The organism is Amycolatopsis sp. NPDC004772 (assembly GCF_053601215.1).
Map to the genome: position 1 here is coordinate 1 of NZ_JBSGBK010000017.1, position 22,996 is coordinate 22,996.

At 71.6% G+C, this 22,996-nt stretch carries 22 protein-coding genes and 1 riboswitch; of the genes, 10 read left to right on the forward strand and 12 right to left on the reverse strand.

What is annotated here, in order from left to right:
• Window positions 1-101 precede the first annotated feature (101 nt).
• From ACWEF6_RS13560 to ACWEF6_RS13570, 3 genes are read right to left on the reverse strand one after another with little or no spacing between them, the layout of a single operon-like run.
• A complete protein-coding gene (locus tag ACWEF6_RS13560; RefSeq protein ID WP_449678696.1) occupies window positions 102-470 on the reverse strand; it encodes a barstar family protein in 369 nt (122 codons plus the stop codon).
• A complete protein-coding gene (locus ACWEF6_RS13565; protein WP_449683190.1) occupies window positions 467-928 on the reverse strand; it encodes a ribonuclease domain-containing protein in 462 nt (153 codons plus the stop codon). The genes ACWEF6_RS13560 and ACWEF6_RS13565 overlap by 4 nt, the downstream gene beginning before the upstream one ends.
• A gap of 11 nt (window positions 929-939) precedes the next feature.
• Window positions 940-1,140 carry a hypothetical protein gene (locus ACWEF6_RS13570; RefSeq protein ID WP_449683191.1) on the reverse strand — a complete coding sequence of 67 codons (201 nt, stop codon included), beginning with the start codon at window positions 1,138-1,140 and terminating at the stop codon, window positions 940-942.
• 59 nt (window positions 1,141-1,199) lie between these two features.
• Here ACWEF6_RS13570 and ACWEF6_RS13575 point away from each other — a divergent pair, with 59 nt between their 5' ends.
• From ACWEF6_RS13575 to ACWEF6_RS13585, 3 genes are all read left to right on the forward strand, one after another.
• Window positions 1,200-2,165, forward strand: a complete 966-nt coding sequence (locus tag ACWEF6_RS13575) for a quinone oxidoreductase family protein (protein ID WP_449683192.1) — start codon at window positions 1,200-1,202, stop codon at window positions 2,163-2,165.
• 149 nt (window positions 2,166-2,314) lie between these two features.
• Complete coding sequence (locus tag ACWEF6_RS13580; protein WP_449683193.1) at window positions 2,315-3,355, forward strand: alpha/beta hydrolase; 1,041 nt, start codon at window positions 2,315-2,317, stop codon at window positions 3,353-3,355.
• A 90-nt stretch (window positions 3,356-3,445) separates the two neighbouring features.
• On the forward strand, window positions 3,446-4,888 hold the full coding sequence (locus ACWEF6_RS13585) for an amino acid permease (protein ID WP_449683194.1): 1,443 nt from the start codon (window positions 3,446-3,448) through the stop codon (window positions 4,886-4,888).
• Here ACWEF6_RS13585 and ACWEF6_RS13590 read toward each other — a convergent pair.
• From ACWEF6_RS13590 to ACWEF6_RS13600, 3 genes are read right to left on the reverse strand one after another with little or no spacing between them, the layout of a single operon-like run.
• Complete coding sequence (locus ACWEF6_RS13590) at window positions 4,885-5,934, reverse strand: NAD(P)H-dependent flavin oxidoreductase (RefSeq protein WP_449683195.1); 1,050 nt, start codon at window positions 5,932-5,934, stop codon at window positions 4,885-4,887. The two genes, ACWEF6_RS13585 and ACWEF6_RS13590, sit on opposite strands and share 4 nt — an antisense overlap.
• A gap of 17 nt (window positions 5,935-5,951) precedes the next feature.
• A complete protein-coding gene (locus ACWEF6_RS13595) occupies window positions 5,952-6,308 on the reverse strand; it encodes a nuclear transport factor 2 family protein (protein WP_449683196.1) in 357 nt (118 codons plus the stop codon).
• 50 nt (window positions 6,309-6,358) lie between these two features.
• Window positions 6,359-6,868, reverse strand: a complete 510-nt coding sequence (locus ACWEF6_RS13600; protein WP_449683197.1) for a MarR family winged helix-turn-helix transcriptional regulator — start codon at window positions 6,866-6,868, stop codon at window positions 6,359-6,361.
• A 108-nt stretch (window positions 6,869-6,976) separates the two neighbouring features.
• On the opposite strand from ACWEF6_RS13600, the gene ACWEF6_RS13605 reads away from it, so the two are divergent.
• From ACWEF6_RS13605 to ACWEF6_RS13620, 4 genes are read left to right on the forward strand one after another with little or no spacing between them, the layout of a single operon-like run.
• Window positions 6,977-8,749: a family 20 glycosylhydrolase gene (locus ACWEF6_RS13605; protein WP_449683198.1), complete on the forward strand. Its 1,773-nt coding sequence runs from the start codon at window positions 6,977-6,979 to the stop codon at window positions 8,747-8,749.
• A 32-nt stretch (window positions 8,750-8,781) separates the two neighbouring features.
• Window positions 8,782-10,005, forward strand: coding sequence for a pentapeptide repeat-containing protein (locus ACWEF6_RS13610; RefSeq protein ID WP_449683199.1), 1,224 nt, complete (start codon window positions 8,782-8,784; stop codon window positions 10,003-10,005).
• A complete protein-coding gene (locus ACWEF6_RS13615) occupies window positions 10,002-10,448 on the forward strand; it encodes a pyridoxamine 5'-phosphate oxidase family protein (RefSeq protein WP_354914787.1) in 447 nt (148 codons plus the stop codon). Before ACWEF6_RS13610 ends, ACWEF6_RS13615 begins: the two co-directional genes overlap by 4 nt.
• A 17-nt stretch (window positions 10,449-10,465) precedes the next feature.
• Window positions 10,466-11,056: a hypothetical protein gene (locus tag ACWEF6_RS13620; protein ID WP_449683200.1), complete on the forward strand. Its 591-nt coding sequence runs from the start codon at window positions 10,466-10,468 to the stop codon at window positions 11,054-11,056.
• Between the two features lie 378 nt (window positions 11,057-11,434).
• Here the strand turns inward: ACWEF6_RS13620 and ACWEF6_RS13625 are convergent, their stop codons facing one another.
• On the reverse strand, window positions 11,435-12,004 hold the full coding sequence (locus tag ACWEF6_RS13625; protein WP_449683201.1) for a Uma2 family endonuclease: 570 nt from the start codon (window positions 12,002-12,004) through the stop codon (window positions 11,435-11,437).
• A gap of 132 nt (window positions 12,005-12,136) precedes the next feature.
• Window positions 12,137-13,975 (reverse strand): translation elongation factor 4, encoded by a 1,839-nt coding sequence (lepA, locus tag ACWEF6_RS13630; protein ID WP_449683202.1) that lies wholly within the window; start codon window positions 13,973-13,975, stop codon window positions 12,137-12,139.
• Window positions 13,976-14,090: 115 nt separating this feature from the next.
• Between lepA and ACWEF6_RS13635 the strand changes: the two genes are divergently transcribed.
• Window positions 14,091-14,711 (forward strand): class I SAM-dependent methyltransferase, encoded by a 621-nt coding sequence (locus ACWEF6_RS13635; protein WP_449683203.1) that lies wholly within the window; start codon window positions 14,091-14,093, stop codon window positions 14,709-14,711.
• Here the strand turns inward: ACWEF6_RS13635 and ACWEF6_RS13640 are convergent.
• Together ACWEF6_RS13640 and ACWEF6_RS13645 are read right to left on the reverse strand one after the other, a co-directional pair.
• A complete protein-coding gene (locus tag ACWEF6_RS13640; RefSeq protein ID WP_449683204.1) occupies window positions 14,708-15,082 on the reverse strand; it encodes a VOC family protein in 375 nt (124 codons plus the stop codon). The two genes, ACWEF6_RS13635 and ACWEF6_RS13640, sit on opposite strands and share 4 nt — an antisense overlap.
• 23 nt (window positions 15,083-15,105) lie before the next feature.
• Window positions 15,106-15,969, reverse strand: a complete 864-nt coding sequence (locus ACWEF6_RS13645; RefSeq protein WP_449683205.1) for a DMT family transporter — start codon at window positions 15,967-15,969, stop codon at window positions 15,106-15,108.
• Between the two features lie 326 nt (window positions 15,970-16,295).
• Between ACWEF6_RS13645 and rpsT the strand changes: the two genes are divergently transcribed.
• Window positions 16,296-16,556, forward strand: a complete 261-nt coding sequence (rpsT, locus tag ACWEF6_RS13650) for a 30S ribosomal protein S20 (protein ID WP_013228460.1) — start codon at window positions 16,296-16,298, stop codon at window positions 16,554-16,556.
• 115 nt (window positions 16,557-16,671) lie between these two features.
• Here the strand turns inward: rpsT and holA are convergent, their stop codons facing one another.
• Complete coding sequence (gene holA / locus ACWEF6_RS13655) at window positions 16,672-17,652, reverse strand: DNA polymerase III subunit delta (RefSeq protein ID WP_449683206.1); 981 nt, start codon at window positions 17,650-17,652, stop codon at window positions 16,672-16,674.
• Between the two features lie 148 nt (window positions 17,653-17,800).
• Window positions 17,801-17,934: riboswitch (SAM riboswitch) on the forward strand.
• 13 nt (window positions 17,935-17,947) lie between these two features.
• On the opposite strand from holA, the gene thrC reads away from it, so the two are divergent.
• The gene (gene thrC, locus ACWEF6_RS13660) at window positions 17,948-19,213 is read left to right on the forward strand and encodes a threonine synthase (RefSeq protein WP_310972354.1); all 1,266 of its coding nucleotides are present in this window, start codon (window positions 17,948-17,950) and stop codon (window positions 19,211-19,213) included.
• 37 nt (window positions 19,214-19,250) lie between these two features.
• Here thrC and ACWEF6_RS13665 read toward each other — a convergent pair whose 3' ends face one another.
• Window positions 19,251-21,617 carry a ComEC/Rec2 family competence protein gene (locus ACWEF6_RS13665; protein WP_449683207.1) on the reverse strand — a complete coding sequence of 789 codons (2,367 nt, stop codon included), beginning with the start codon at window positions 21,615-21,617 and terminating at the stop codon, window positions 19,251-19,253.
• Window positions 21,618-22,996: the final 1,379 nt, after the last annotated feature.

A 22,996-nucleotide genomic window follows, 5' to 3' on the forward strand; every position in this document is an offset into this window, starting at 1 on the left:
TTTGTGAGTGGAGTTATGAGGTGTGATATTCAGATGTGTGCGTCCAACGCACCGAACGCCACATTGGGGCGCATGAGTCCCGAGCCGCTGCCAGGCGCCGCTCAGGCGTCCGGCAGCACTACGGTGAGCCGCCACGAACCGGCGCTGCGGCCGCTCGGGCCCAGCGCGCGCTGGGCGTCCGAAAGCACGCTGCGGATGGCCAGGTAGGTCTTGGGTTCGGCCTTGCGCAGCGCGTCCGAGCCCGGCCAGATCAGCACGTGCTCCCCCGGCGGCAGCCACGACAGGTCGGTCAGGCAGTCGTAGAGCGCGTCGAGGTTGTGGCCGAAGTAGTCCGGAAAGGACAGTGCTTCGGCGAACGCGGTGAGGGTGCTGGCCTTGTCGACGGTCGGCCGCGAGTTCACCAGGTGCGGGTACGCGCCCCGCGCGAACGCCTCTTCGGCGGCGGCCTTCGCCTGCTCGCCGGCGCTCATCGGGCCGGGTCCACGACGACGAACGACGCGTAGTGGTCGCCGGTGTAGTACAGCTCGTGCGCCTGCCCGGTGATCAGCCGCCGGGCCCCGCGGTCGGGACTGCCCGGCGTCTTCACGGTGTACTCGTGGTAGTAGCCGGACTTCTTGCCGGGCAAGCGCTTCTCCCGGTTCTCGAAGACGACGTCGTCGTTGCGCGGGTAGGGGTACGGGCCGCCCGCCTCGATCAGCTTCCAGGTGTCCGTGGCCTGCGACGGCAACGCGGAAAGCGCCTTCACCGGCAGCCCGGAGTCCGCGCCCGGTACGGCCGCACCGCCCTTGGCGGGCGCGGTGCCGCTCGCGCTCGAGGGGGTGGCCGGCGACGACGATCCGCTGCCGAGGTTGTCCTTGACCAGCCAGCCCCCCAGCACCAGCACGAGGAGCCCGATCAGCGCGGCGGTGATCCGCCTTCGGTTGAACATGGTGCGCGAGCTTATGCCGAGGAGTCCGAGTCGTCGTCACGGCCCGGAGCGAGCCGGCGGGCGAACAGGCCGACCAGCTTGTCGAGCACCCACGCGGCGGCCAGGCACAGCGGCACGACGACCACCATGACCAGCACGAACTGCACCGGGAACCAGGCCTGGGCGAGCCACAGCTCGACCCCGTCCCACCAGTCGGCCAGCCCGTTGAACACGGTGTGAGCCTACGCGCGCCCTGCTGCCCCCGCGTGCCAGGGGCGGTACGTTGCAGGACATGTTCGCCGTGTACGCGCAGGAACCCGACGCCGACAGCCCGCTGGACTCGCTCGTCGTGGGCGAGCGCCCCGAACCCGAAGTGCCGGACGGCTGGGTCCGCGTGCACGTCAAGGCGGCCAGCCTCAACATGCACGACCTCTGGACGCTGCGCGGCGTGGGCATCAAGCCGGAGCAGTTCCCGATGATCCTCGGCTGCGACGGCGCCGGCACCCTCGACGACGGCTCCGAGGTCGTCATCCACTCGGTGATCAACGCGCCGGGCTGGCAGGGCGACGACACGCTGGACCCGAAGCGCACCCTGCTCACCGAGAAGCATCAGGGCACGTTCGCCGACCAGGTCGTCGTGCCGGCTCGCAACGTCGTCCCGAAGCCCGAAGGGCTCAGCTTCGCCGAGGCGTCCGTCATGGGCACGGCCTGGCTGACCGCCTACCGGATGCTCTTCGTGAAGTCCGGGCTGCGGCCGGGGCAGACCATGCTCGTGCAAGGTGCCTCCGGCGGCGTGTCGACGGCGCTGGTCCAGCTCGGCCGCGCGGCCGGGTTCCGGGTCTGGGTCACCGGCCGCACCGAGGAGAAGCGCGCCCTCGCCACCGGCCTCGGCGCCCACCAGGCGTTCGAATCCGGCGCGCGGCTGCCCGAGCGCGTCGACGCCGTCTTCGAGACCGTCGGCAAGGCGACCTGGTCGCATTCGGTCAAATCACTCAAACCGGGCGGCATCATCGTGGTCTCCGGCTCGACCAGCGGCCCGGACGCGCACGCCGAGCTGCAGCGCGTCTTCTTCCTCCAGCTGCGCGTCGCCGGCTCGACCATGGGCACCCGTGACGAGCTCGCGGACCTGCTCGCCTACCTCGACCTGACCGGCGTCCGGCCTCAGATCGGCGCGGAACTTTCCTTTTCCGAAGCGCCCAAGGGCTTCCGCGCAATGCTCGAAGGGGACACCGCGGGCAAGATCGTCTTCACCCGCTAGACCGGCCGTGAGCTGGGCGGATCACCGGATCCGCCCAGCGCGGAACACTTTTCGGCATCCGGTGATTTTTCGACGTATTCAGTTCGAGACCTGGTCGTTAGCACCGAAATTCCCCCAAAACCCAAGCACGGCCGGGTAATCTGGAACACATGACCGCGACGAAGCGGCCCGCGCCGGCTGAACCGGGCGGCCGGCCCAGTGACGACGACCCGATCCGGGTCTCCTTCCGGCGCTACGCCGGCGTCCGCACCCGGGTGCTGGAGGTCGGCGAAACCGCCCCCGAGCCGGAGGCGCCGCGCCGCTCGCTGCGCCGCCGGGCCGCGGCGCCGCACGTCCGCCCCACCACCCCGCGCCTGGTGCTCCTGCACGGCTACTGCGACAGCGCCGACACCTGGCGCCCCGCCCTGGAGCAGCTCGCGGCCGCCGGGATCCCGGCGGTCGCGGTCGATCTGCCCGGGTTCGGCGACGCCCAGCCGCTGCGGCCCGGCCCGATGCTGCCGCAGCTCGACGCGTTCACCACCGCCGTCGTCCGCGAGCAGGCCGTCCTCGGTCCGGTCGTGCTGGCCGGGAACTCCCTCGGCGGCACCATGAGCCTGCGCGCGGCGCAGAACAGCAGGCTGCCGATCTCCGGCGTCGTGTCCATCGCCGCGCCGGGCTTCGTCGATTCGTGGCTGATCCGGGCGGTGGCGCGCTATCCGCTGCCGCTGCGGCTGTACTCGTCCCTGCCCGTCCCGGTGCCGGGGTTCCTGGTGCGCAAGGTCGCCGAGCAGGTCGTCCCGCGGCTGCTGTACGCCGATTCGGGCGCGGCGGACGCGACCCAGGTGCAGCGCTTCACCGCGCTCTTCCCGGACTACCGCGCGACCAAGAGCCGGCTGGAGGAGGCCCGGCAGCTCGTCGCGGAGCTCGCCGACGCCTACCGCCTCGATTCGGTCGAGGTGCCTCTGCTGGTCGTGGCGTGCGGCAAGGACAAGCTCGTCACCGCGGCGTCCGGGCGCCAGCTGCACACGCTCGTGCCGCACAGCAGGCTGCTGGTCCGCGAGGACTGGGGGCACTGCCCGCAGCTGGACGACCCGGTCGAGATCGCCGAACTGCTCACCTACTTCGCGGCGAGTGCGGTCCGGACCACCCAGGCCAAGCGGGCGGCCGCGACGGCGCCGAAGGCGGTCAGCGAGGACACCGCGGCGGGCTGACGCGCTCAGGCTGTACGCCCGCGGAGTTGGCGGTAGGTTCCGGCGAGGGTCCGTGATCCGGACCTTCCACCGACCGTTCGGGAGACGACGATGTCCGCTCCAGAGGGCCTGGGCTCGAGCTCCGGCATCTTCCGGCGCAAGCCGATCGACCAGATCCAGGACACGACCGAAAGCGGCGGGCTGCAACGCACCCTGGGGCTGTGGCAGCTGACCGCCATCGGCATCGGCGGCATCATCGGCGCCGGGATCTTCGCCCTCGCCGGCAGCGTCGCGCACGGCGACGACGCGGCGGGCATCCCGGGGGTCGGCCCGGCGGTGCTGATCTCCTTCCTCATCGCCGGGGTCGCCAGCGCCGCGGCGGCGTTCTCCTACGCCGAGTTCGCCGGCCTGATCCCGAAGGCCGGCTCGGCCTACACCTACGGCTACGCGGTGCTCGGCGAGGTCGTGGGCTGGTTCATCGGCTGGGACCTCCTGCTGGAGTACACCGCGATCGTGTCGGTGGTGGCGATCGGCATCTCGGGCTACTTCAACTTCCTGCTCGGCCAGATCGGCCTCGATCTGCCCGCGTGGATGCTCGGCGCGCCCGGCACCGGGCCGGGGCACAAGGTCGACCTGTTCGCCGCGCTGCTGTGCCTGCTGATCGCGTTCCTGCTCAACCGCGGCATCCGCAGCGCCGCCCGGTTCGAGACGGCGATGGTCGGGATCAAGGTCCTGATCGTGCTGGTGGTCATCCTGGTCGGCTTCTTCTACGTCAAGACCGGCAATTACACGCCGTTCGCGCCCGCGGGCTTCGGCGGCGCGGTGACCGGCGCCGCAACGGTGTTCTTCGCCGTCTTCGGCTACGACGCGATGTCGACCGCGGCCGAGGAGTCCAAGGACGCGCAGCGGCACATGCCGAAGGCGATCCTGTACTCGCTCGCCATCTCGATGGTGCTGTACGTGCTGGCCTGCCTGGTGCTGACCGGCATGCAGAAGTACACCGAGATCGACCCGAAGAGCGGGTTCTCGACGGCGTTCAAGTCGGTCGGCCTCGACGGCCTGGCCACGGTGATCGCGATCGGCGCGATCGTCGGCATCCTGACCGTGCTCTTCACGTTCCTGATGGGCGCGACCCGCGTCGGCTACTCGATGAGCCGCGACGGCCTGCTGCCGCCGTGGTTCGGCAAGACGAACCCGAAGCGCCAGGTGCCGAGCCGGATGACCTGGATCCTCGGCGGCGCGTCCGCGATCATAGCCGGCGTGCTGCCGATCGGCGAGGCGGCCGAGCTGACGAATATCGGCATCCTGCTCGCGTTCGTCGTCGTCTGCGTCGCGGTGATCGTGCTGCGCTACAAGCAGCCGGACCTGCCGCGGACGTTCAAGACGCCGGGCATGCCGGTGGTGCCCGCGATCGGTGTCGTGTTCTCGATCTGGCTGATCACGTTCCTGCAGCCGGCGACCTGGCTGCGGTTCGCCGTCTGGTTCGTGATCGGCCTGATCATCTACTTCCTGTACAGCAAGCGGCACTCGGTGCTGAACCGCTCCGGCGGCTAGCGGATCCGGTCGAGGCGCGCGGCGGCTTCGCGTGCCTCGACCTTCAGCCGCTCGATGATCACGGCGGCCGAGGCGTCGTAGGCGAGCGGGTAGGTCTGGCCCGCCCACAGCGAGATCGCTTCGGGGTCGCCGGCCTTCGCGGACGCCTTGCGCACCGGGCCCGCGAGGTGGTTGAGCTGCGGGTATGCGGCCGGCGCGCCCTCGGACAGGGCGTCCATGAACTTGTTGACCAGCCCGCGCGCCGGGCGGCCGCTGAACGCGCGGGTGAAGGCCGTCTCGCGCTCGGCGAGGGCGAGGGCCTTGCGGTGCGCCTCCGACGTCCCGGCCTCGTCCGCGCGCAGGAAGACCGTGCCCAGCTGGGCCGCGACGGCCCCGGCGGCGAGCACGGCCGCGACGTCGGCGCCGTGCACCAGCCCGCCCGCGGCGATCAGCGGCAGGTCGACCCGCGCGGCGACGAGCCTCAGCAGCGCGAGCACGCCGTATTCCGCGCCGCCGCCGGGCAGGCTCGGGTCGTCGGTGAACAGGCTGCGGTGCCCGCCGGCTTCGAAGCCCTGGACGACGAGCGCGTCGGCGCCGAGGTCCGCCGCCCGCTGCGCGGACTCGGGCGTGGTCACCGTGATGACGATCTTGATACCGGCGTCCTTCAGGCGCACGACGTCCGACGGCGTGGGCGGGCCGAAGGTGAACGAGACCACGGGAACGCGTTTCTCGAGCACGACGTCCAGCTTCGCGGGATAGGCGTCGTCGTCCCACTTCGGCTCGCCGAGCTCGACGTCGTACTCGCGGGCGAACCCCCGCAGCCGGACTTCGTGGCCCGAGATGTCGGCGCCGGTGTCGGGCTGCGGGACGAAGAGGTTGACGCCGAATGGCCGCCCGGTCAGCTCGGCGGTGCGCTCGATCTGCGCCTTCAGCGCCGCGGGGGTGAGCATGCCGGCGGACAGGAAGCCGAAGCCACCGGCCTCGGAGACCGCTGCGACCAGCTCCGGGGTGGTGGGACCGCCGGCCATCGGCGCGGCGACGACCGGGAACGTCAGCTCGTCGAACATGCTCCCGAGCGTAGTACTCAGTCCGGCAGCAACATCGTGTAGAGCTTCGTGATCAGCCCCTCCTCGACGAGCGCGACGTCGATCCCCCGGACGACGGGCGGCGCGCCGTCCGGGCCGAGCTGCCACGCGAGGTGCCCCAGGTTGTGATTGACCAGCACCGGGCCCGCGGGCGAAAAGACGAAGCCCGGCGACTGCTCGAGCAGGCCTTTCGCCTTCGCGTTCAGCTCCTCGCGGCCGGTCGCGACCCCTTCCGGGTCGGCGAATTCGACGTCGGGAGCGTAGGTCTCGGCGATCGCCTTCGCGCGCCGCTCGTCGTCGCGCTCGTTGAACACCTTGAGCAAGTTGGCTTCCATGAGTTCGGCCACCGTCGCCATTCACGTCCTCCTCGAGTCCCGGCCATATTACGTGACATGTCACGTAAGTGTCAGGGGTGGTCGTCCGGTCGGGGCAGGCTGCCCTTCTCGACGAGCGTGTCGTAGACGCGGTCCAACAGGGTGGTGAGCTGCGCCTTCTCGTCGTCCCCCAGGGCGTCCAGGAACGCTTCGCGCACGAAGCCGACGTGATCCGGCGCGGCCCGCCGCAGCACCTCCCAGCCGGTTTCCGCCAGCACGACCTCGGTCACACGGCGGTCGTCGGCGGCGGTCCCGGTCTCGACCAGCTCGCGCGCCCGCATCCGCTTCAGGTGGTGCGATAGCCGGCTGCGCTCCCAGCCGATGCGGATCGCGAGGTCGGTGACCCGCATCCGGCCGCCGGGCTCGCTCGTCAGGGCGACCAGCACGTGGTAGTCGGCGAGCGAGATCCCGCTGTCGGCGCGCAGCTGCCGGTTCAGCTCGTACTCCAGCCGGAGGTGCACCTTCATGTAGGCGTACCAGGTGGCCGTCTCGGCGCTCGAGAGCAGCGCGAACGGCGAGCCCGGCGCGAAGTCCCGCGTCACGAAGCGAGCCTAACCACCCAGTTTGGTCTAGACCACATCGGCGGGAAATGCGACGATCCGGGCAGGTGCGACGGCGAGGTCGCATCCCTTCTGCCTGGAGGTCCCCCGGTGAAGCATCCGTTGACGCGGCGGCTCGGCCGCGCACTCGCCGTGCTGGCCCTGGTCGGCGCCGGTACGACAGCCGCACACAGCACGCCGGCCGTGGCGGCCACGCCGGCGTTGCAGTCGATCGTGCCGGTGCCGGTCTCGGTGACCCCGGCGGCCGGCGTCGCGTTCCCGCTGGTCTCGACCACCGCGATCGTCACCGAGGCGGGTTCGGCCCCCGCGCGGCAGGTCGGCGACTACCTGGCCGGCGTGCTGCGGCCGTCGACCGGCTTCGCGCTGCCGGTGTCCGACGCGCCGGCGTCCGTGCCGGCCGGCAGCATCGCGCTGCTGCTCAGCGGCGCACCCGCGTCCGTCGGCGCGCAGGGCTACCAGCTCGTGTCGACGGCGTCGTCGGTCACCGTGCGGGCCGCCACCGCCGACGGGCTTTTCGCCGGCGTCCAGACGTTGCGGCAGCTGCTGCCGGGCCAGGTCGAAAGCGCGTCGGCGCAGCCCGGGCCGTGGAGCATCCCGGGCGCGACGATCCTGGACTACCCGAGGTTCGCCTACCGCGGCGCGATGCTCGACGTCGCCCGCCACTTCCACCCGGTGTCGACGGTCAAGCGGTACCTCGACCAGCTGGCCCAGTACAAGATCAACAACCTGCACCTGCACCTGGCCGACGACCAGGGCTGGCGGATCCAGATCGACAGCTGGCCCCGCCTGACAACCTACGGCGGCAGCACCCAGGTGGGCGGCGGCGCGGGCGGCTACTACACGAAGGCGCAGTACACGGACATCGTGAACTACGCGGCTTCCCGCCACATCACGGTCATCCCGGAGATCGACATGCCGGGGCACGTGAACGCGGCCCTGGCGTCGTACGCGGAGCTGAACTGCAACGGGGTGGCGCCGGCGTTGCGCACGGACACCGCGGTCGGCTACAGCTCGCTGTGCATCTCGAAGGACATCACGTACACGTTCGTCGCGGACGTCCTGCGCGAGCTGGCGGCCCTGACCCCGGGCCCGTACCTCCACATCGGCGGCGACGAAGCATCGGCGACGTCGCAGGCAGACTACCTGACGTTCATGAACAAGGTGCTCCCCCTGGTGGCGGCGACGGGCAAGTCGGTGATCGGCTGGCACGACATCGCCAAGGCCACCCTGCCGGCTTCGGCATCGCCGCAGTTCTGGGGGACGACGACGTCCGACGCGGGCGTCTCGGCGGCGGTTTCCCGCGGCAGCAAGGTGATCCTGTCGCCGGCGAACAAGGCGTACCTGGACATGAAGTACAACAGCTCGTCACCGATCGGCCTGTCGTGGGCGGGCTACGTCGAGGTCCAGGACGCGTACAACTGGAACCCGGGAGCGTACCTGTCGGGCGTGGGCGAGTCGGCGGTCCGCGGCGTGGAGTCACCACTGTGGACGGAGACGGTGGTCAAGCCGGCGGACATCGACTACCTGGCGTTCCCACGACTGGCGGCGCACGCGGAGCTCGGCTGGTCCCCGTGGTCGACGCACGACTGGACGGCCTTCCGGACCCGGTTGGGCGCACAGGCGCCGCGGTGGGTGGCGCAGGGCATCGGCTTCTACCGGTCATCGCAGGTCGCGTGGGACACGGGCGGGACGACGAACCCGGGCACGTGCACGGACCCGGCGTGGAGCGCCACGCAGGTGTACCCGGGCGGGAACGTGGTGTCCCACAACGGCCACAAGTGGGCGGCGAAGTGGTGGACGCAGGGCGAGGAACCGGGAACGACGGGCCAGTGGGGAGTGTGGACCGACAACGGCACCTGCTGACGTGAGCGGCCGGGGCGTGGCACAGTCGACGGGTGAGCGAAACGCCCGCACGGCCGGACGGCCACGCCCCGGAGCAACCCGCGCTGTCCGGCTTTCGCGCCGAGCGCCTGGGCAAGGTGCTCACCACCCGGGCCATCGTGCTCGCCGGGCTGATCGTCGTCGTGGTCGCGGTCGGGACGCTCTGGCTGCTGCTGGCGCTGTTCGGCGCCGGCACCCCGGCGGACCAGGCGCAGCTGGACGTCTTCCGCGCGACCGGGAACGTGGTGCTCGGCGCGGGCGGCGCCGTCGCACTGGTGCTGGCCGCGCGACGCCAGCGCCTGGGCGAGCTCGAACTGCGCCGGAAGGAGCAGGAGCTCGCCCAGCGCGAACACGCTCAGAAGCACGTCGAGCAGATGGCCGCGGACAACGCCGCGCACCAGCGGCGGCTGGCCGAGGACGCGCGGGTCGACGCGGCGGAACGGCGCATCACCGAGCTCTACACCAAGGCCGCGGACCAGCTGGGCTCCGAGAAGACCCCGATCCGGCTGGCCGGTCTCTACGCGCTGGAGCGGCTGGCCCAGAACACGCCGGACCAGCGGCAGACGATCGTCAACCTCCTGTGCGCCTACCTCCGGCTGCCGTACACGCTGCCCACCGGCCCCCAGCTGCCGCCCTGGTCGTCGTTGCGCACGTCCGAGCCGGACCAAGACGTGCCGGACCCGCAGCAGACCGATCAGGAGCTCGAAGTGCGCGGAACGGCCCAGCGCATCCTGGCCGATCACCTCTACCCGGGCGACGCGGCGGGCGGGCCGCGTCCGGAGTTCTGGCCGGGGATCACCCTCAACCTGACGGGTGCCGTGCTGTGCCACTTCGACTTCCGGGGCTGCCGGGTCGGCAACGTCCGGTTCGGAGGAGCGCGCTTCGCGGGCTGGACCCGCTTCGAGGACGTCGAATTCACCGGCTACGCGATCTTCGGCGGCAGCGAGTTCGGCAGGTCCGCGAACTTCAAGCGCGCCCATTTCCACGGCTCGGCGCTGTTCCGGGGAGCGATCTTCCGCAACGGCGCGATGTTCGACGAAGCCGTGTTCCGCGACGAGGCGTTGTTCGGCGGCGTCCGCATGATCGACGGCGTGCCCCACCAGGACGGCGCCGTGTTCGGCGGCGCTGTCTCCTTCGCTGCGGCGACCTTCGAGCGGGACGTCGTGCTCGACGAGGTCCACGTGGTGGACGGCGATGCGGGCCATGTCTGGCCTCCGGGCGCTAGGTTGGGGCCATGAGCGCTGATCTGGAGCAGGTTCGCACGCTGTCGCTGCAGGAGCACGGCCTCGCCACCGTCGCCACGACGCGGGCGGACGGCACCGTGCACGCCTCCGTCGTCAATGCCGGTGTCTTCGACGATCCGGTGACCGGTGCCCCGGGTGTCGCGTACGTCGCCGTCGGGAAGGCGCACAAGCTCGCCTTGCTGAGGCGGGCCGGGCACGCCACCCTCACCTTCCGGCGCGGCTGGAACTGGCTGTCGGTCACCGGTGCCACCCACCTCATCGGCCCCGACGACCCGGACCCGGCGTTCGACCCCGCAGGCCTGCCGCAGTTGCTGCGCGACGTCTTCATCGCCGCCACCGGAACCCACGACGACTGGGCCGAGTACGACCGCGTGATGGCCGAAGAGCGGCGGGTCGCGGTGTTCATCCGGGCAGACCGGATAATCGGCAATCCCTGACCCGTCCGGCCCCAGGAGTGGTCCCGTTGTCCGAGTCCCCGCCCCGCGTCAGCACGCCGGTCAAGACCCTGGTCGGCTTGCTCATCGTCGCCGACGCCGGATTCGGCGCGGCGCTCGCCGCGGGGCTGGTGCGCGGCGTCTCACCATGGCTGATCGGCGGCGCCTACGCGGCGAGCGTGCTCGTGGCTGTCGTGGCCTACCGCATTTCGCGAGCGCGGGACCTGAAGCGTGGCTTCGAGGGCCTACGCGACCTCACAATCGGCGACGAGGGCATCCGCCTGCCGGCGGGCACCCTCAGCACGCGTTTGGTGCCATGGCCGGAGATAGCGGAGGTGACGGCCCGCCGCTCATCCCGCTTCGGCGACGGCTACCTGCGCGACGCCCTGTGGGTAGACCTGGTCACGGGAGGAGGCGTGGAGAGCTCGGTGCAGCGCTACGCGCCCCGCGGCAAGCTCGAGCCGGCCCCACCGCAGCGACGGCAGTTCGAGCAGACGGCAATCCTCCCGCCGGCCCTGTTCGACGCGGTGCTCGAGCGGCTCCGGAAGGAACTACGCCACCGGCAGCTGGACGCCCAGCTCCGCGGCACCCCCCGCTTCCGGCCGCACTGACCGGCGGCGCCGCCTGCGAAGCCCGCCACGCCGCCTGGACAGGCCCAGCCGCAACTGACCGGAGGCGCCACCCGCGAAGCCCGCCACGCCGCCCGGGCAGGCCCAGCCGCACCGGCAGACCGACCGCCTCGGCGAGCCCGGCCGCCCCCGGCAAGCCGACTGTCCCGGCAGGCCCGACCGCCTCGGCGAGCCCGGCCACCCTGGGCAGACACAGCCACCCCGGCAACCCCAGGCAGGCCGAGCGACACCAGCAGGCCAGCCGACCCGGCCGCATCAGCAGACCGGCCGCCTCGGCAAACCCGTCCACCCCAGCAGGCCAGCCAACCCCGACAGACCAGCCGACCCGGCCGCCGCCGGTGAGCCCGGCGGCGGCTGGGGTCAGCCGAGGCGGCCCAGCAGTTCGCGTGGGACGATCCGGACCCGGAACGGCCGCTCGAGCTCGAGCACCTCGTTGCCCGCTGCCTTGGCCGCCTGGTGGTAGCCGCCGTCCGCGTCGAGCTCGAACACCGTCAGCGCGGGCTCCTGGGGATCGATCACCCAATAGCTGCCCGTGCCGAGCCGTTCGTAGACCGCCTTCTTGGTGTTGAGGTCGTGGATCGCCGTGCTCGGCGACAGCACCTCGACCGCCAGGAGCGGTGGTGCCGGGAGGTCCAGCTCGGTGAAGTCCTCGCCCCGGCCGACCAGGAGATCCGGCTGGAGCTCGATCCGGTCGCCCGAGTGCACCGCGAACGGCGCTCCGACCACTTCGCAATCAGGCGGGCACGCAGCTTCCAGTACGCCATAGAGCCCGTACGCGATCTTCTGGTGTCTCAGTCCCGGCGCGGGGCTCACGACGAGCACCCCGTCGATGAGTTCGTGGCGTCGGCCATCGTCCGGCATCCCCTCGAGGTCCTGCACCGTCAGGGGGCCCGAATCGGCGGGATGCTCGATGTCTGCCATGACCGTCATGGTGCTCTCCTTTCGCTCTTCGCACCAGAGGACACCAGAGAGCACCGACAGAAACCGCATCGAACGCGGGTTCGGCGCCCATATTCACTCGGTGGCGTGAATATGGGCGCCGCTGTCACATCAACAGAACAGCTACTTCTTCTTGCCGGAGTCCTCAGTGGACAGTGCGGCGACGAAGGCTTCCTGCGGAACCTCGACCCGGCCGACGGTCTTCATCCGCTTCTTGCCTTCCTTCTGTTTCTCCAGCAGCTTCCGCTTCCGCGAGATGTCACCGCCGTAGCACTTGGCCAGAACGTCCTTGCGGATCGCGCGGATCGTCTCGCGAGCGATGATCCGGGACCCGACCGCCGCCTGGATCGGGACCTCGAACTGCTGGCGCGGGATCAGCTCGCGCAGCCGCGTCGCCATCCGGTTGCCGTAGCCGTAGGCCGCGTCCTTGTGCACGATCGCCGAGAACGCGTCCACGGTTTCGCCCTGCAGCAGGATGTCCACCTTGACCAGATCCGAAATCTGCTCGCCGGCCTCTTCGTAATCGAGAGACGCGTAGCCGCGCGTACGCGACTTCAGCGTGTCGAAGAAATCGAAGATGATTTCCGCCAGCGGAATGTTGTAGCGCAGCTCGACGCGATCCTCGGACAGGTAGTCCATGCCGAGCAGCGAGCCCCGCTTCGTCTGGCACAGTTCCATGATCGTGCCGACGAACTCCGACGGCGCGAGGATGCTCACCTTCGACACCGGCTCGTGCACTTCGGCGATCTTCAGCCCGGTCGGCCAGTCGGACGGGTTCGTCACGACGACCTCGCTGCGGTCTTCGAGCACCACGCGGTAGATGACGTTCGGCGCCGTCGAGATCAGGTCGAGGCCGAATTCGCGCTCGAGCCGGTCGCGGGTGATCTCCAGGTGCAGCAGGCCGAGGAAGCCGCAGCGGAAGCCGAAGCCCAGCGCCACCGACGTCTCCGGCTCGTAGTCGAGCGCGGCGTCGTTCAGCTGGAGCTTGTCCAGCGCCTCGCGCAGCTCGGGGTAGTCGGAACCGTCCACCGGGTACAGCCCGGAGTAGACCATCGGCTTCGGTTCGCGGTAGCCCGCCAGCGCCTCCTTGGCGCCGTGGCGCTCGGAGGTCACGGTGTCGCCGACCTTCGACTGCCGGACGTCCTTCACGCCGGTGATCAGGTAGCCGACCTCGCCGACGCCGAGGCCCTTGCTCGGCTTCGGCTCCGGCGAGATGATCCCGACCTCGAGGAGCTCGTGCGTGGCGCCGGTCGACATCATCCGGATCCGCTCGCGCGGGGTGATCTTGCCGTCGACGACGCGGATGTAGGTGACGACACCGCGGTAGGTGTCGTAGACCGAGTCGAAGATCATCGCGCGGGCGGGCGCGTCGGCGTCGCCCTGCGGCGCCGGGACCTGCTTCACGACCTCGTCGAGCAGCGCGCCGACGCCCATGCCGGTCTTGGCCGAGACCCGCAGCACGTCCTCCGGCTCGCAGCCGATGATGTGGGCGAGCTCACCCGCGTACTTGTCGGGGTCGGCCGAGGGCAGGTCGATCTTGTTGAGCACCGGGATGATCTGGAGATTGTTCTCCAGCGCCAGGTACAGGTTCGCCAGCGTCTGGGCCTCGATCCCCTGCGCCGCGTCGACCAGCAGGATCGCGCCTTCGCACGCCTCCAGGGCCCGGGAGACCTCGTAGGTGAAGTCCACGTGGCCGGGCGTGTCGATCATGTGCAGGACGTGGTCCTGGCCGTCGACCTTCCAGGGCAGCCGGACGTTCTGCGCCTTGATCGTGATGCCGCGCTCGCGCTCGATGTCCATCCGGTCGAGGTACTGGGCCCGCATGGCGCGCTCTTCGACGACGCCGGTGAGCTGCAGCATGCGGTCGGCCAGGGTCGACTTGCCGTGGTCGATGTGCGCGATGATGCAGAAGTTCCGGATCAGCTCCGGCGGCGTGAAGGTGGTGTCGGCGAACGTCGTCACTCGAATGAGTCCTCGGAAAGTCGGGGATGGCCACCTCTATGTTCCCATGGCCCTCCGGGTGCGGGTGGGGGTCATCCCCGATGCGGGGTTCCGCGATCCGTGGTGCCCTCGAAGTATGAGCACTCCGCACCAGCCGGTACCCCCTCCCCAGCCGGAGACCAGCGGGTTCGCCCGCGTCCTCGACCGGACGTTCGGTCACCCCTCCGGCGCGCTCGGCCGCCTCGGCGGCTGGGTCATGGCCCGCGGCAACGCCGCGACCGAACACCGCGTCGTCGACCTCGCGAAGATCGAGCCGGACGAGACCGTCCTGGTCGTCGGCCCCGGCCCCGGCGTCGGCCTGGACGCCGCCGCGCGCCTGGCCGGGCGCGCCATCGGCGTCGATCCCTCCCTCGAGATGCTGACGCTGTGCCAGGAGCGCTGCGGCGGCCGCGCCGAGCTGCGCGAAGGGTCGGCGGCGCACACCGGCGAGCCCGACGGGTCCGTCGACGCCGTCCTGAGCGTGAACAACGTCATGCTGTGGGAAGACCGCGCGGCCGGGTTCGCCGAGCTGTTCCGGGTGCTGCGCCCGGGCGGGCGGCTGCTGCTGTCCGCGCACGAAAAGTGGCTGCCCGTGAGCAGGCACGTCCTGGCCGACGAAGCCACCGCCGCGGGGTTCGCCGACCTGCAGACCTGGACCTGGGAGCCGCCGGGGTTCGCCGCGCTCGCCGCCCAGCTGCGCGCGGTCAAGCCGGCCTAGCGGGTGTCCGTGCGGATCGGGTGGCCCTCGGGCACCTCGACCAGCACGATGCGCGTGCCGTCCGGATCGGCGATCCAGGCCTCGTCGAGGCCCCACGGCTCACGCCGGGCGTCGCGCACCGGTGCCAGCCCCTTCGCCTCGAGCTCGGCCAGGGTGCCGGCGAGGTCCCGGACCTGCAGCCAGAGCACCAGATCGGGGGACGCGCCCGTCTCGCCCGCGCCGGAGACCTCCAGGGAGCCGTGGCCGAGGAAGAACACGGTGCCGCCCGGGAACTCCCGCTCCACGGCCAGGCCGAGGGTGTCGCGGTAGAACGCCGTGGAAGCGGCGGCGTCCCGCGGGCGGATCAGCAGCCGGCTCTTCAGGATCTCCATCCGACCATCCCTACCGGACGGGCTCAGGCGGCCGCAATCGCCGCGATGCCGGACAGCACGATCACCGAGCCGGCCAGCCGCCGCACGGCGTCCCGCTCGCCCAGGACCAGCCACGCGGCGAGGCCGCCGAGCACGATGCTCAGCTCCCGGGCGGGTGCGACCAGGCTGACCGGCGCCATGGTCAGGGCGAACAGCACGAGGATGTAGGCGACCGGCGACAGCAGCCCGACGAGCAGCACCTCCCGGCGGTGCTCGCGCCAGACGCGGCCGACCTCGGCACGCCCGGCCAGCGCGCCGGGCACGAGCAGGACGCTCTGCAGGACCGAGCCGAGGCCGAAATAGACGACCGGCGGCACGCCGAGGCCGGTCACCGAGTGCGCGTCCCAGAGCGTGTAGCCGGCGATGACGGCGCCGGTCAGCAGGCCGTAGAAGATCCCCGCTTTGACCGCTTGCGGGTCACCCGCCTTGCGGCCGGTGCTGATCACCAGGACGCCGGCGATCACCAGGAACGCGCCGAGCAGGCCGAGCGGACCGGGCCGTTCGCCGAGCACGAGGACGGCGGCCAGCACCGACAGCAGCGGCCCGGTGCCCCGCGCGACGGGGTAGACGACGGACAGGTCCCCCACGCGGTACCCGCGTTGCAGGACGATGCCGTAGGCGATGTGCAGCACGGAGGTGACGACGGCGGCGAGCAGCCAGCTCCACTGTGGACGGCCGGCTCCGACGACGAGCTGGACGACCGTGATCGGCAGCAGCGCGACGGCGCCGACGGTGTAGTAGAGCCAGACGAACTGGGTGCCGCCGGAGGAAATCCGCTTCGCGGCGAGGTTCCAGGCGGCGTGCACGACGGCCGCGACGAGGACTAGGGACAGGGCGGTGGCGTTCATCGGACCCCTTCGGTTTTTCGCGCGCGCGAAACCGGGTCCTCCAGGCTTTTGCCCCGTCAGATGAACGACCGGCCGTCCGGGCCCGCCGATGGTGCCGCTCGGACCAGACCCACCGGTCCTGGTTGGGTCGAGCTGGGAGCGCGGACCGGCGACGGAACCCTAGGCACTACCGCCGTCCACCGTACTCCCGGCTCCGGACGCCCGCGGCCCGGCTGTTAGAGTGGTCGCTCGCTGCCCGTGCGGCATTCCGTCATGGAGGAAACCCGGTTCCACCGGGGCCACTTCAGCGCGGCGGCGATCTCACCGAGTGAAACAGGAGTTGCCCTATGGCCAACATCAAGTCGCAGATCAAGCGCATCACGACGAACGAGAAGGCGCGTCAGCGCAACCAGGCGATCCGGTCCTCGGTGAAGACCGCGATCCGCAAGGTCCGCGAAGCCGCCGAGGCCGGCGACAAGGCCAAGGCCGTCGAGCTGCAGCGCGACGCCGCCCAGAAGCTGGACAAGGCCGTCTCGAAGGGCGTCATCCACGCCAACCAGGCCGCCAACAAGAAGTCGGCGCTCGCGAAGCGCGTCAACGCGCTCTGAGCTGGTTGATTTCTGGGAAGGCCCCGGCTTCGGCCGGGGCCTTCTTCGTGTCCGTGGTGGGGCCGGCACCGACCGGCCGCGGCGCCCCGGGACGGCAGCGCCGCGGCTCGCGGCGTCAGCGGTCGCCCTTGGCCGCCGCCACCTCGAGGACCGCTCGTTCCAGCGCGTAGTTCGGGTCCGCCGCCACGCCCTTGACCTCGGCGTTCAGCCGCGCGACCACGCGCATCGCCGTCGCCAGGCCGTCGGGGTTCCAGCCGCGGGACTGGCCCTGCGCCTTGCGGATCTTCCACGGCGGCATGCCGAGTTCGCCCGCCAGCTGGTTCGGGTTGCCCCGGCCCGCGCCGGAGACCCGGGCGATCGTGCGGACCGCGTCGGCCAGAGCGTCCGCGACCAGGACGTGCGGGACGCCCAGCTGCATCGCCCACCGCAGCGACTCCAGCGCCGCCGAGCGGTCACCGCTGACGGCCTTCTCCGCGACTGCGAACCCGGTGACGTCGGCGCGGCCGCGGTGGTAGCGGCGGACCGCGTCGGCGTCGACGGCCCCGCCGGTGTCCGCGACCAGCTGCGTCGCCGCCGAGGAGAGTTCCCGCAGGTCGGAGCCCACGGCGTCGAGGAGGGCGGCCACCCCCGCCGGGTCGATCTTGCCGCCCACCCGGCGCACCTCGTGGCGCACGAACTGCTCCCGCTCGGCCGGCTTGGTCAGCTTCGGGCACTCGGTGACCTCAGCACCGGCCTTCTTCAGCGCGGCCGGGAGCGACTTGCCGGCCTTGCTGCGGCCGCCGCCGGTGTGCACGACAACGAGCACGACCCCGTCCGCCGGGTCCTTCAGGTAGCTCGCGACGGCGTCGGCCAGCTCCTGCGAGATGTCCTGCGCCGACTCCAGGACGATCACCCGGCCCTCGCTGAACAGCGACGGGCTGACCAGTTCGGCCAGCTCGGGCGCTGTGAGATCGGACACCCGGACGCGGGTCAGCTCCGCGGTCGGGTCCGTCGCGCGGGCGGCGGCGAGCGTCTCGCGGACGGCCCGCTCGATCAGCAGTTCTTCCTCCCCCAGCACCAGCTGCAGCGGGGCCGGGGCGGTGGCTTGCGCGGTCACCCGGGAATCCTCTCACTTGCGCTCCGGTGCCCCCGCTCCGGTGATGTCGGGCGGCCACCGTGGCACGGCGCGAGCGCGATGTCGTACGGTGTAGCCGAGGCAGCCCGCCCCGGACGATCCGGCGTGCGTGGCACCGACAACCGAATACCGCTCATCCAGAGGGGCAGAGGGAACGGCCCGACGAAGCCCCGGCAACCGGCGTACAGCCCGTCATCCCGCGATCGCGGGGTAGCTGACGACCACGGTGCCAATTCCGGCCCGCTTCGGCGGGGCAGATGAGGAAAGGAACCTCGCGATGACCGCCACCCTCGGCACGACCTCCACCACGAAGACCCCGGATCTCGGTCCCGCCGTCGAACTGGTGTCGAAGGAAGAGGGCCACCGGCAGCCGCTGGCCCCGGAGTTCGTCTCCGCCGAAGACTTCTCGCCGCTCGAGGTCGCCTACGACTTCGGCCGCGTCCGCCGCGAAGACATCGAGGCCGGCCCCAAGAACATCTGGCGCTACAAGAAGCTCCTTCCGGTTCCGTCCAACGTCGAAGAGATCCCGAACACCGAGCCGGGCGCGACGCGGCTGGTCCGCGCCGACCGCCTCGCCAAGGCGCTCGGCCTCAAGCGCGTGTGGGTCAAGGACGACACCGGCAACCCGACGCACTCGTTCAAGGACCGCGTCGTCGCCGTCGCGCTGGCCGCGGCCCGCGAGTTCGGGTTCGAGGTGCTCGCGTGTCCGTCGACCGGCAACCTGGCCAACGCGACGGCCGCCGCCGCGGCCCGCGCCGGCTGGCGGTCGGTCGTGCTGATCCCGAAGACCCTCGAGCGCGCCAAGATCCTCACCACCGCGGTGTACGACGGTGACCTCCTCGCCATCGACGGCAACTACGACGACGTCAACCGCCTCGCCACCGAGCTCGCCGGCGAGCACCCGAAGTGGGCGTTCGTCAACGTGAACGTCCGGCCGTACTACTCGGAAGGCTCGAAGACGCTGGCCTTCGAGGTCGCCGAGCAGCTCGGCTGGCGCATCCCGCCGCAGATCGTCGTCCCGATCGCCTCCGGTTCGCAGTTGACCAAGGTGGACAAGGGTTTCCGTGAGCTGGGTCAGCTCGGCCTCGTGGACGCCAGCCCGTACAAGGTGTTCGGCGCGCAGGCCACCGGCTGCTCGCCGGTGTCGGCCGCGTTCCGCGAAGGCCACGACGTGGTCCAGCCGGTGAAGCCGGACACCATCGCCCGTTCGCTGGCGATCGGCAACCCGGCCGACGGCCCGTACGTGCTCGACATCGTCAACCGCACCGGCGGCGCGATCGAGGACGTCTCCGACGAAGAGGTCGTCGAAGGCATCCGCCTGCTCGCCCGCACCGAAGGCATCTTCACCGAGACGGCGGGCGGGGTCACCGTCGCCACGGCGAAGAAGCTGGTCGAGACGGGCAAGCTGGACCCGGACGCCGAGACGGTCCTGCTGATCACCGGCGACGGCCTCAAGACCCTCGACGCGATCGAGAACCACGTCGGCCCCAAGGCCACCCTGCCGCCCTCGGCCGCGGCCGTGAACGAGGCCCTCGGCTACTGAGCTCCGGCCGGGGCGGGCAGTCGGCCTGCCCCGGCACTCAGCGTCGCGGCGGGCCGCGCGGCTCGCCACGGCGGACTATTGCCGTTCCGGTGACCACCGCGGTGTCGCCGTCCTCGTCGGTGCGAGTGACTCGCGCGCCGAGCGCCACCAAGGTGTCCATTGTGGACTTGCTGGGGTGGCCGTACGTGTTTCCCGCCCCGACGCTGACCAACGCCACCCGCGGAGCCACCGCCGCGAGGAACGACGGCAGCGAGTAACGGCTGCCGTGATGGGGCACCTTCAGCACCTCCGCCTTCAGATCTCCGATGTCGGCCAGCAGGTCCGCCTGCGCGGCCAGTTCGACATCGCCGGTCAGCAGGACCCGGCCGGCCGTGGTTTCCGCCCGGATGACCACCGAGCTGTTGTTGATCGTCGTGCCGTCCTGGGGCCCGTCTTGCCGCGCCGGTACGTAACGCGGGCCGAGGACGTCGAGCGCCAGGCCCGGCCAGTCCAGCCGCTCCCCCGGGTTCAGTTCCACCAGCGGCACCGCCCGCCGGCCGGCCTCGGCGGCGACCTGGCGCCACGCCCATCCCGGCGACCGCCCGGGGCCGACGGCGATCGCACCGACCGCGCGGCCGTCGAAGACCGAGGCGAGACCGCCGATGTGGTCGGCGTGCAGGTGGCTCAGCACCAGCAGCGGAACCCGGTCGACCGCCAGCCGGTGCAGGCACTCGTCGACCGGCCCCGGCTCGGGCCCGGCATCGACGACGACCGCGCGCCCCGGCTCGGCGGTCGCCAGCACGACCGCGTCACCTTGGCCGACGTCGCACTCGACCATCGCCCAGTTCCGCGGCGGCCACGCCGGCGCCACCACCCGGACCGGCACGAACACCAGCAGCGCACCGGCGACGAGCACGGCCATCAGCACCCGCACCTTCCGGTGCCGGACCGCGAGCGCCAGCCCCGCCAGGACGACGGCGGCCAGGAGACCGCCCACCCAGCCGCCGGGCCAGGCGATGACCGCGCCCGGAGCCCGGGCACCGTGCCGGGCCACCGTGATCAGCCACCGGGCCTCGGGGTCGGCCAGGTGCACCAGGAGCCTCCCGGCGCCCGGCCACCACGGACCGGTGATCGTCGCCAGCACGCCGAGCACCGTCGCTGGAGCCACGACGGGCGCGGCGAGGACGTTGGTCAGCACCGAAACCAGGCTCACCGACCCCGCCATGCCCGCGAGCACAGGCGCCGTCACCAGGAAGGCCGCCAGCGGGACGGCCAGCCCTTCCGCGAACCCCGGCGGGATCCCGCGGCGGACCAGGGCGCCGGCCCACCGGGGCGCGAGCAGGACCAGCCCGCCGGTGGCGCACACCGACAGGGCGAAGCCGAAGTCGGTGGCCATCGCCGGGTCCGCCACCACCAGCAGGCACACCGCGAAGGCCAGTGCGGGCAACGCAGAACCGCGGCGTCCCAGCGCCAGGGCCAGGAGTGCCACGGCCGCCATGACGCCGGCACGCAGCACGCTCGGCTCCGGGCCGACGAGAACGAGGAACCCGGCCAGGCACGTCCCGGCCGCGGCGGCCGACAGCCGGGGGCCGAGCCGGAGCAGGCGCAACAGGAGCAGGACCGCCCCGCAGACGACGGCGAGGTTGCCCCCGCTGACCGCGGTGAGGTGCGCGAGTCCGGCGGAGACGAACTCCTGCTCGACGCGCGGAGACAACGCGCTCGTGTCGCCGAGCACCAGGCCCGGGAGGAGACCCGCGGGTTCGTCCGGCAGGACCTGGCACAGGTCGTGGAGCCCGGCGCGCAGCTCGGCCGCCGCCTGTTGCCACCACGGCGACGGGCCCGGGTCGGCCGGTGGACCGCGTACGGACAGCACCGCGACGGTCAGGTCTGAGCCGCGCGGCGGCATCAGGAGGCCGGTCGCGGTCACCTCCTGGCCTGGTAGCAGGGAGGTCCACTGCTCGACCGGGGCCAGCAGGAGGACGCGGCCGGAGGAAGGGACCGGCCGTCCGTCGACCGAGGCTGTGCGGACGTCGGCCGCGACGACGACCGACCGGGCGCCTGCTTGGCGGTCGGCGTATCCCGCGCTGCGCACGGGTTTCGGGCGCTCGGCGACGACGACTCGTAATGCGGCCGGTAGGCCTTCTGCCGTGCGGAGTTCGTCACGTTGGGCGTCGCGGATTCGCCAGGCGACCGGGCCGGCGGCGAGGAGGCCGAGGATCAGGAGGGCCGCTGCCGCGTCGCGCGCCCGGGGGTGATTGCGGGCTCGCCACAGGATGAGGCCGGCGATCATTGTCGAGGCCAGGCCGGTGGCGACGGTCGTCCACCAGCCGAGCAGTAAGCCGGCCAATGCTGCCAGCCAGCAGGCCGCGGCTGCCGGGACTAGCCGCATGTCCTGGCGGGTGTCGGTTGCTGGGAGGGTGGTCATTCTGGTGTCACCTTCTGTGGGACGGCGGACTTGGGCAGGTCGCTGGTGCCGGCCGTGGTGAGCTGGGAGCGCTTCACGTGACCGCCTTCTCGGGCGGGCGATCCGCTCCTGCGAGGTGTGGGCGGCCGGGCCGCGAGCAGCTCGCTTTGGTGGACGGAACCAAAGTGGGCGGCACTGCGGACACGGACGGGCGGCCAGGTGCTGGTTGAAAGTGAGCCCACGCCGCGCAAATGGCGCATGTCTTCGACCGCCCGGACGGCGCTCGTCCGGCTGCCCCCTTCCGCGAGGGAGCCTTCTCGGCCACACCGTCGGTGCCGGCGACGGAAAGCCGAGTATGTGCCACCGTGCTCATCGGACCGCCACCTGCCGCGAGCGCATCCGGGAGGCACCGGCCAGCCAGCCAGCAGGCGGCGTCCGCCGGTCCCCGGGCGGTGCGGGTTGATCAGCGGGCGCTGTCGATGCGGGCGGGCGGCGAGCCGCAGCTCGAAAGCGAGCCCACGCGATCGGAGAGCCACACGCCCTGTCGGGCACCGGCCGCAGAAGGCGCTCATCCGATCGCCACCTCCCGAAAGCATGCGAGCGAACCGCTTCCGAGAAGCACCGGCAGCCAGCCCACGGGCGGTGCGGGTCCAGAAGCGATGTCGATGTGGGTAGGGCGGCGAGCCGCAGGTTGGGAGCAAGCCCGCGCGTTCGGAGAGCCACACGTCCTGTCGGGTGCTGGCGACAGAAGGTGCTCATCGGACCGCCACCTGCCGCGAGCATGCGAGCGAGCCACTTCTGAGGGGCACCGGCAGCCGGGTTGCGAGTGGGGGTGGGTTGGTCGACGGGCGCTGGGGACACGGGTGGGCGGCCAGCCGCTGCTCGGAAGCGAGCCCACGCGATAGGAAGCCACGCCTTGCCGGGTGCCGGCGGCAGCGAGCACTCATCCGATCGCGACCTCTCGAAAGCGAGCGAGCCCGCTTTCGAGAGGTGCGAATGAGCGGCTTGCGGCGTCAGTCGGCCTGGAAGCGGGTCGACTTGTCGGACGAGACCATCGACGGCGTGCAGTGGATGTGGGCAGGCGGCGAGTCGCTGGTTGAGGCCGGAGCCCGCGCCGTCGGAGAACCGAAGGGCAGGCGCGGCGGGCACGGCAGGCGCGACGGGCATGGCGGGCGCGACGGGCATGGCGGGCACGGCAGGCACAGCGGGCACGGCAGGCACGGCAGGCACAGCGGGCACGGCAGGCACGGCAGGCACGGCAGGTACAGCGGGCATGGCGGGCGCGACGGGCATGGCGGGCACGGCAGGCACAGCGGGCACGGCAGGCACGGCAGGCACAGCGGGCATGACGGGCACGGCAGGCACAGCGGGCATGACGGGCACGGCAGGCACAGCGGGCG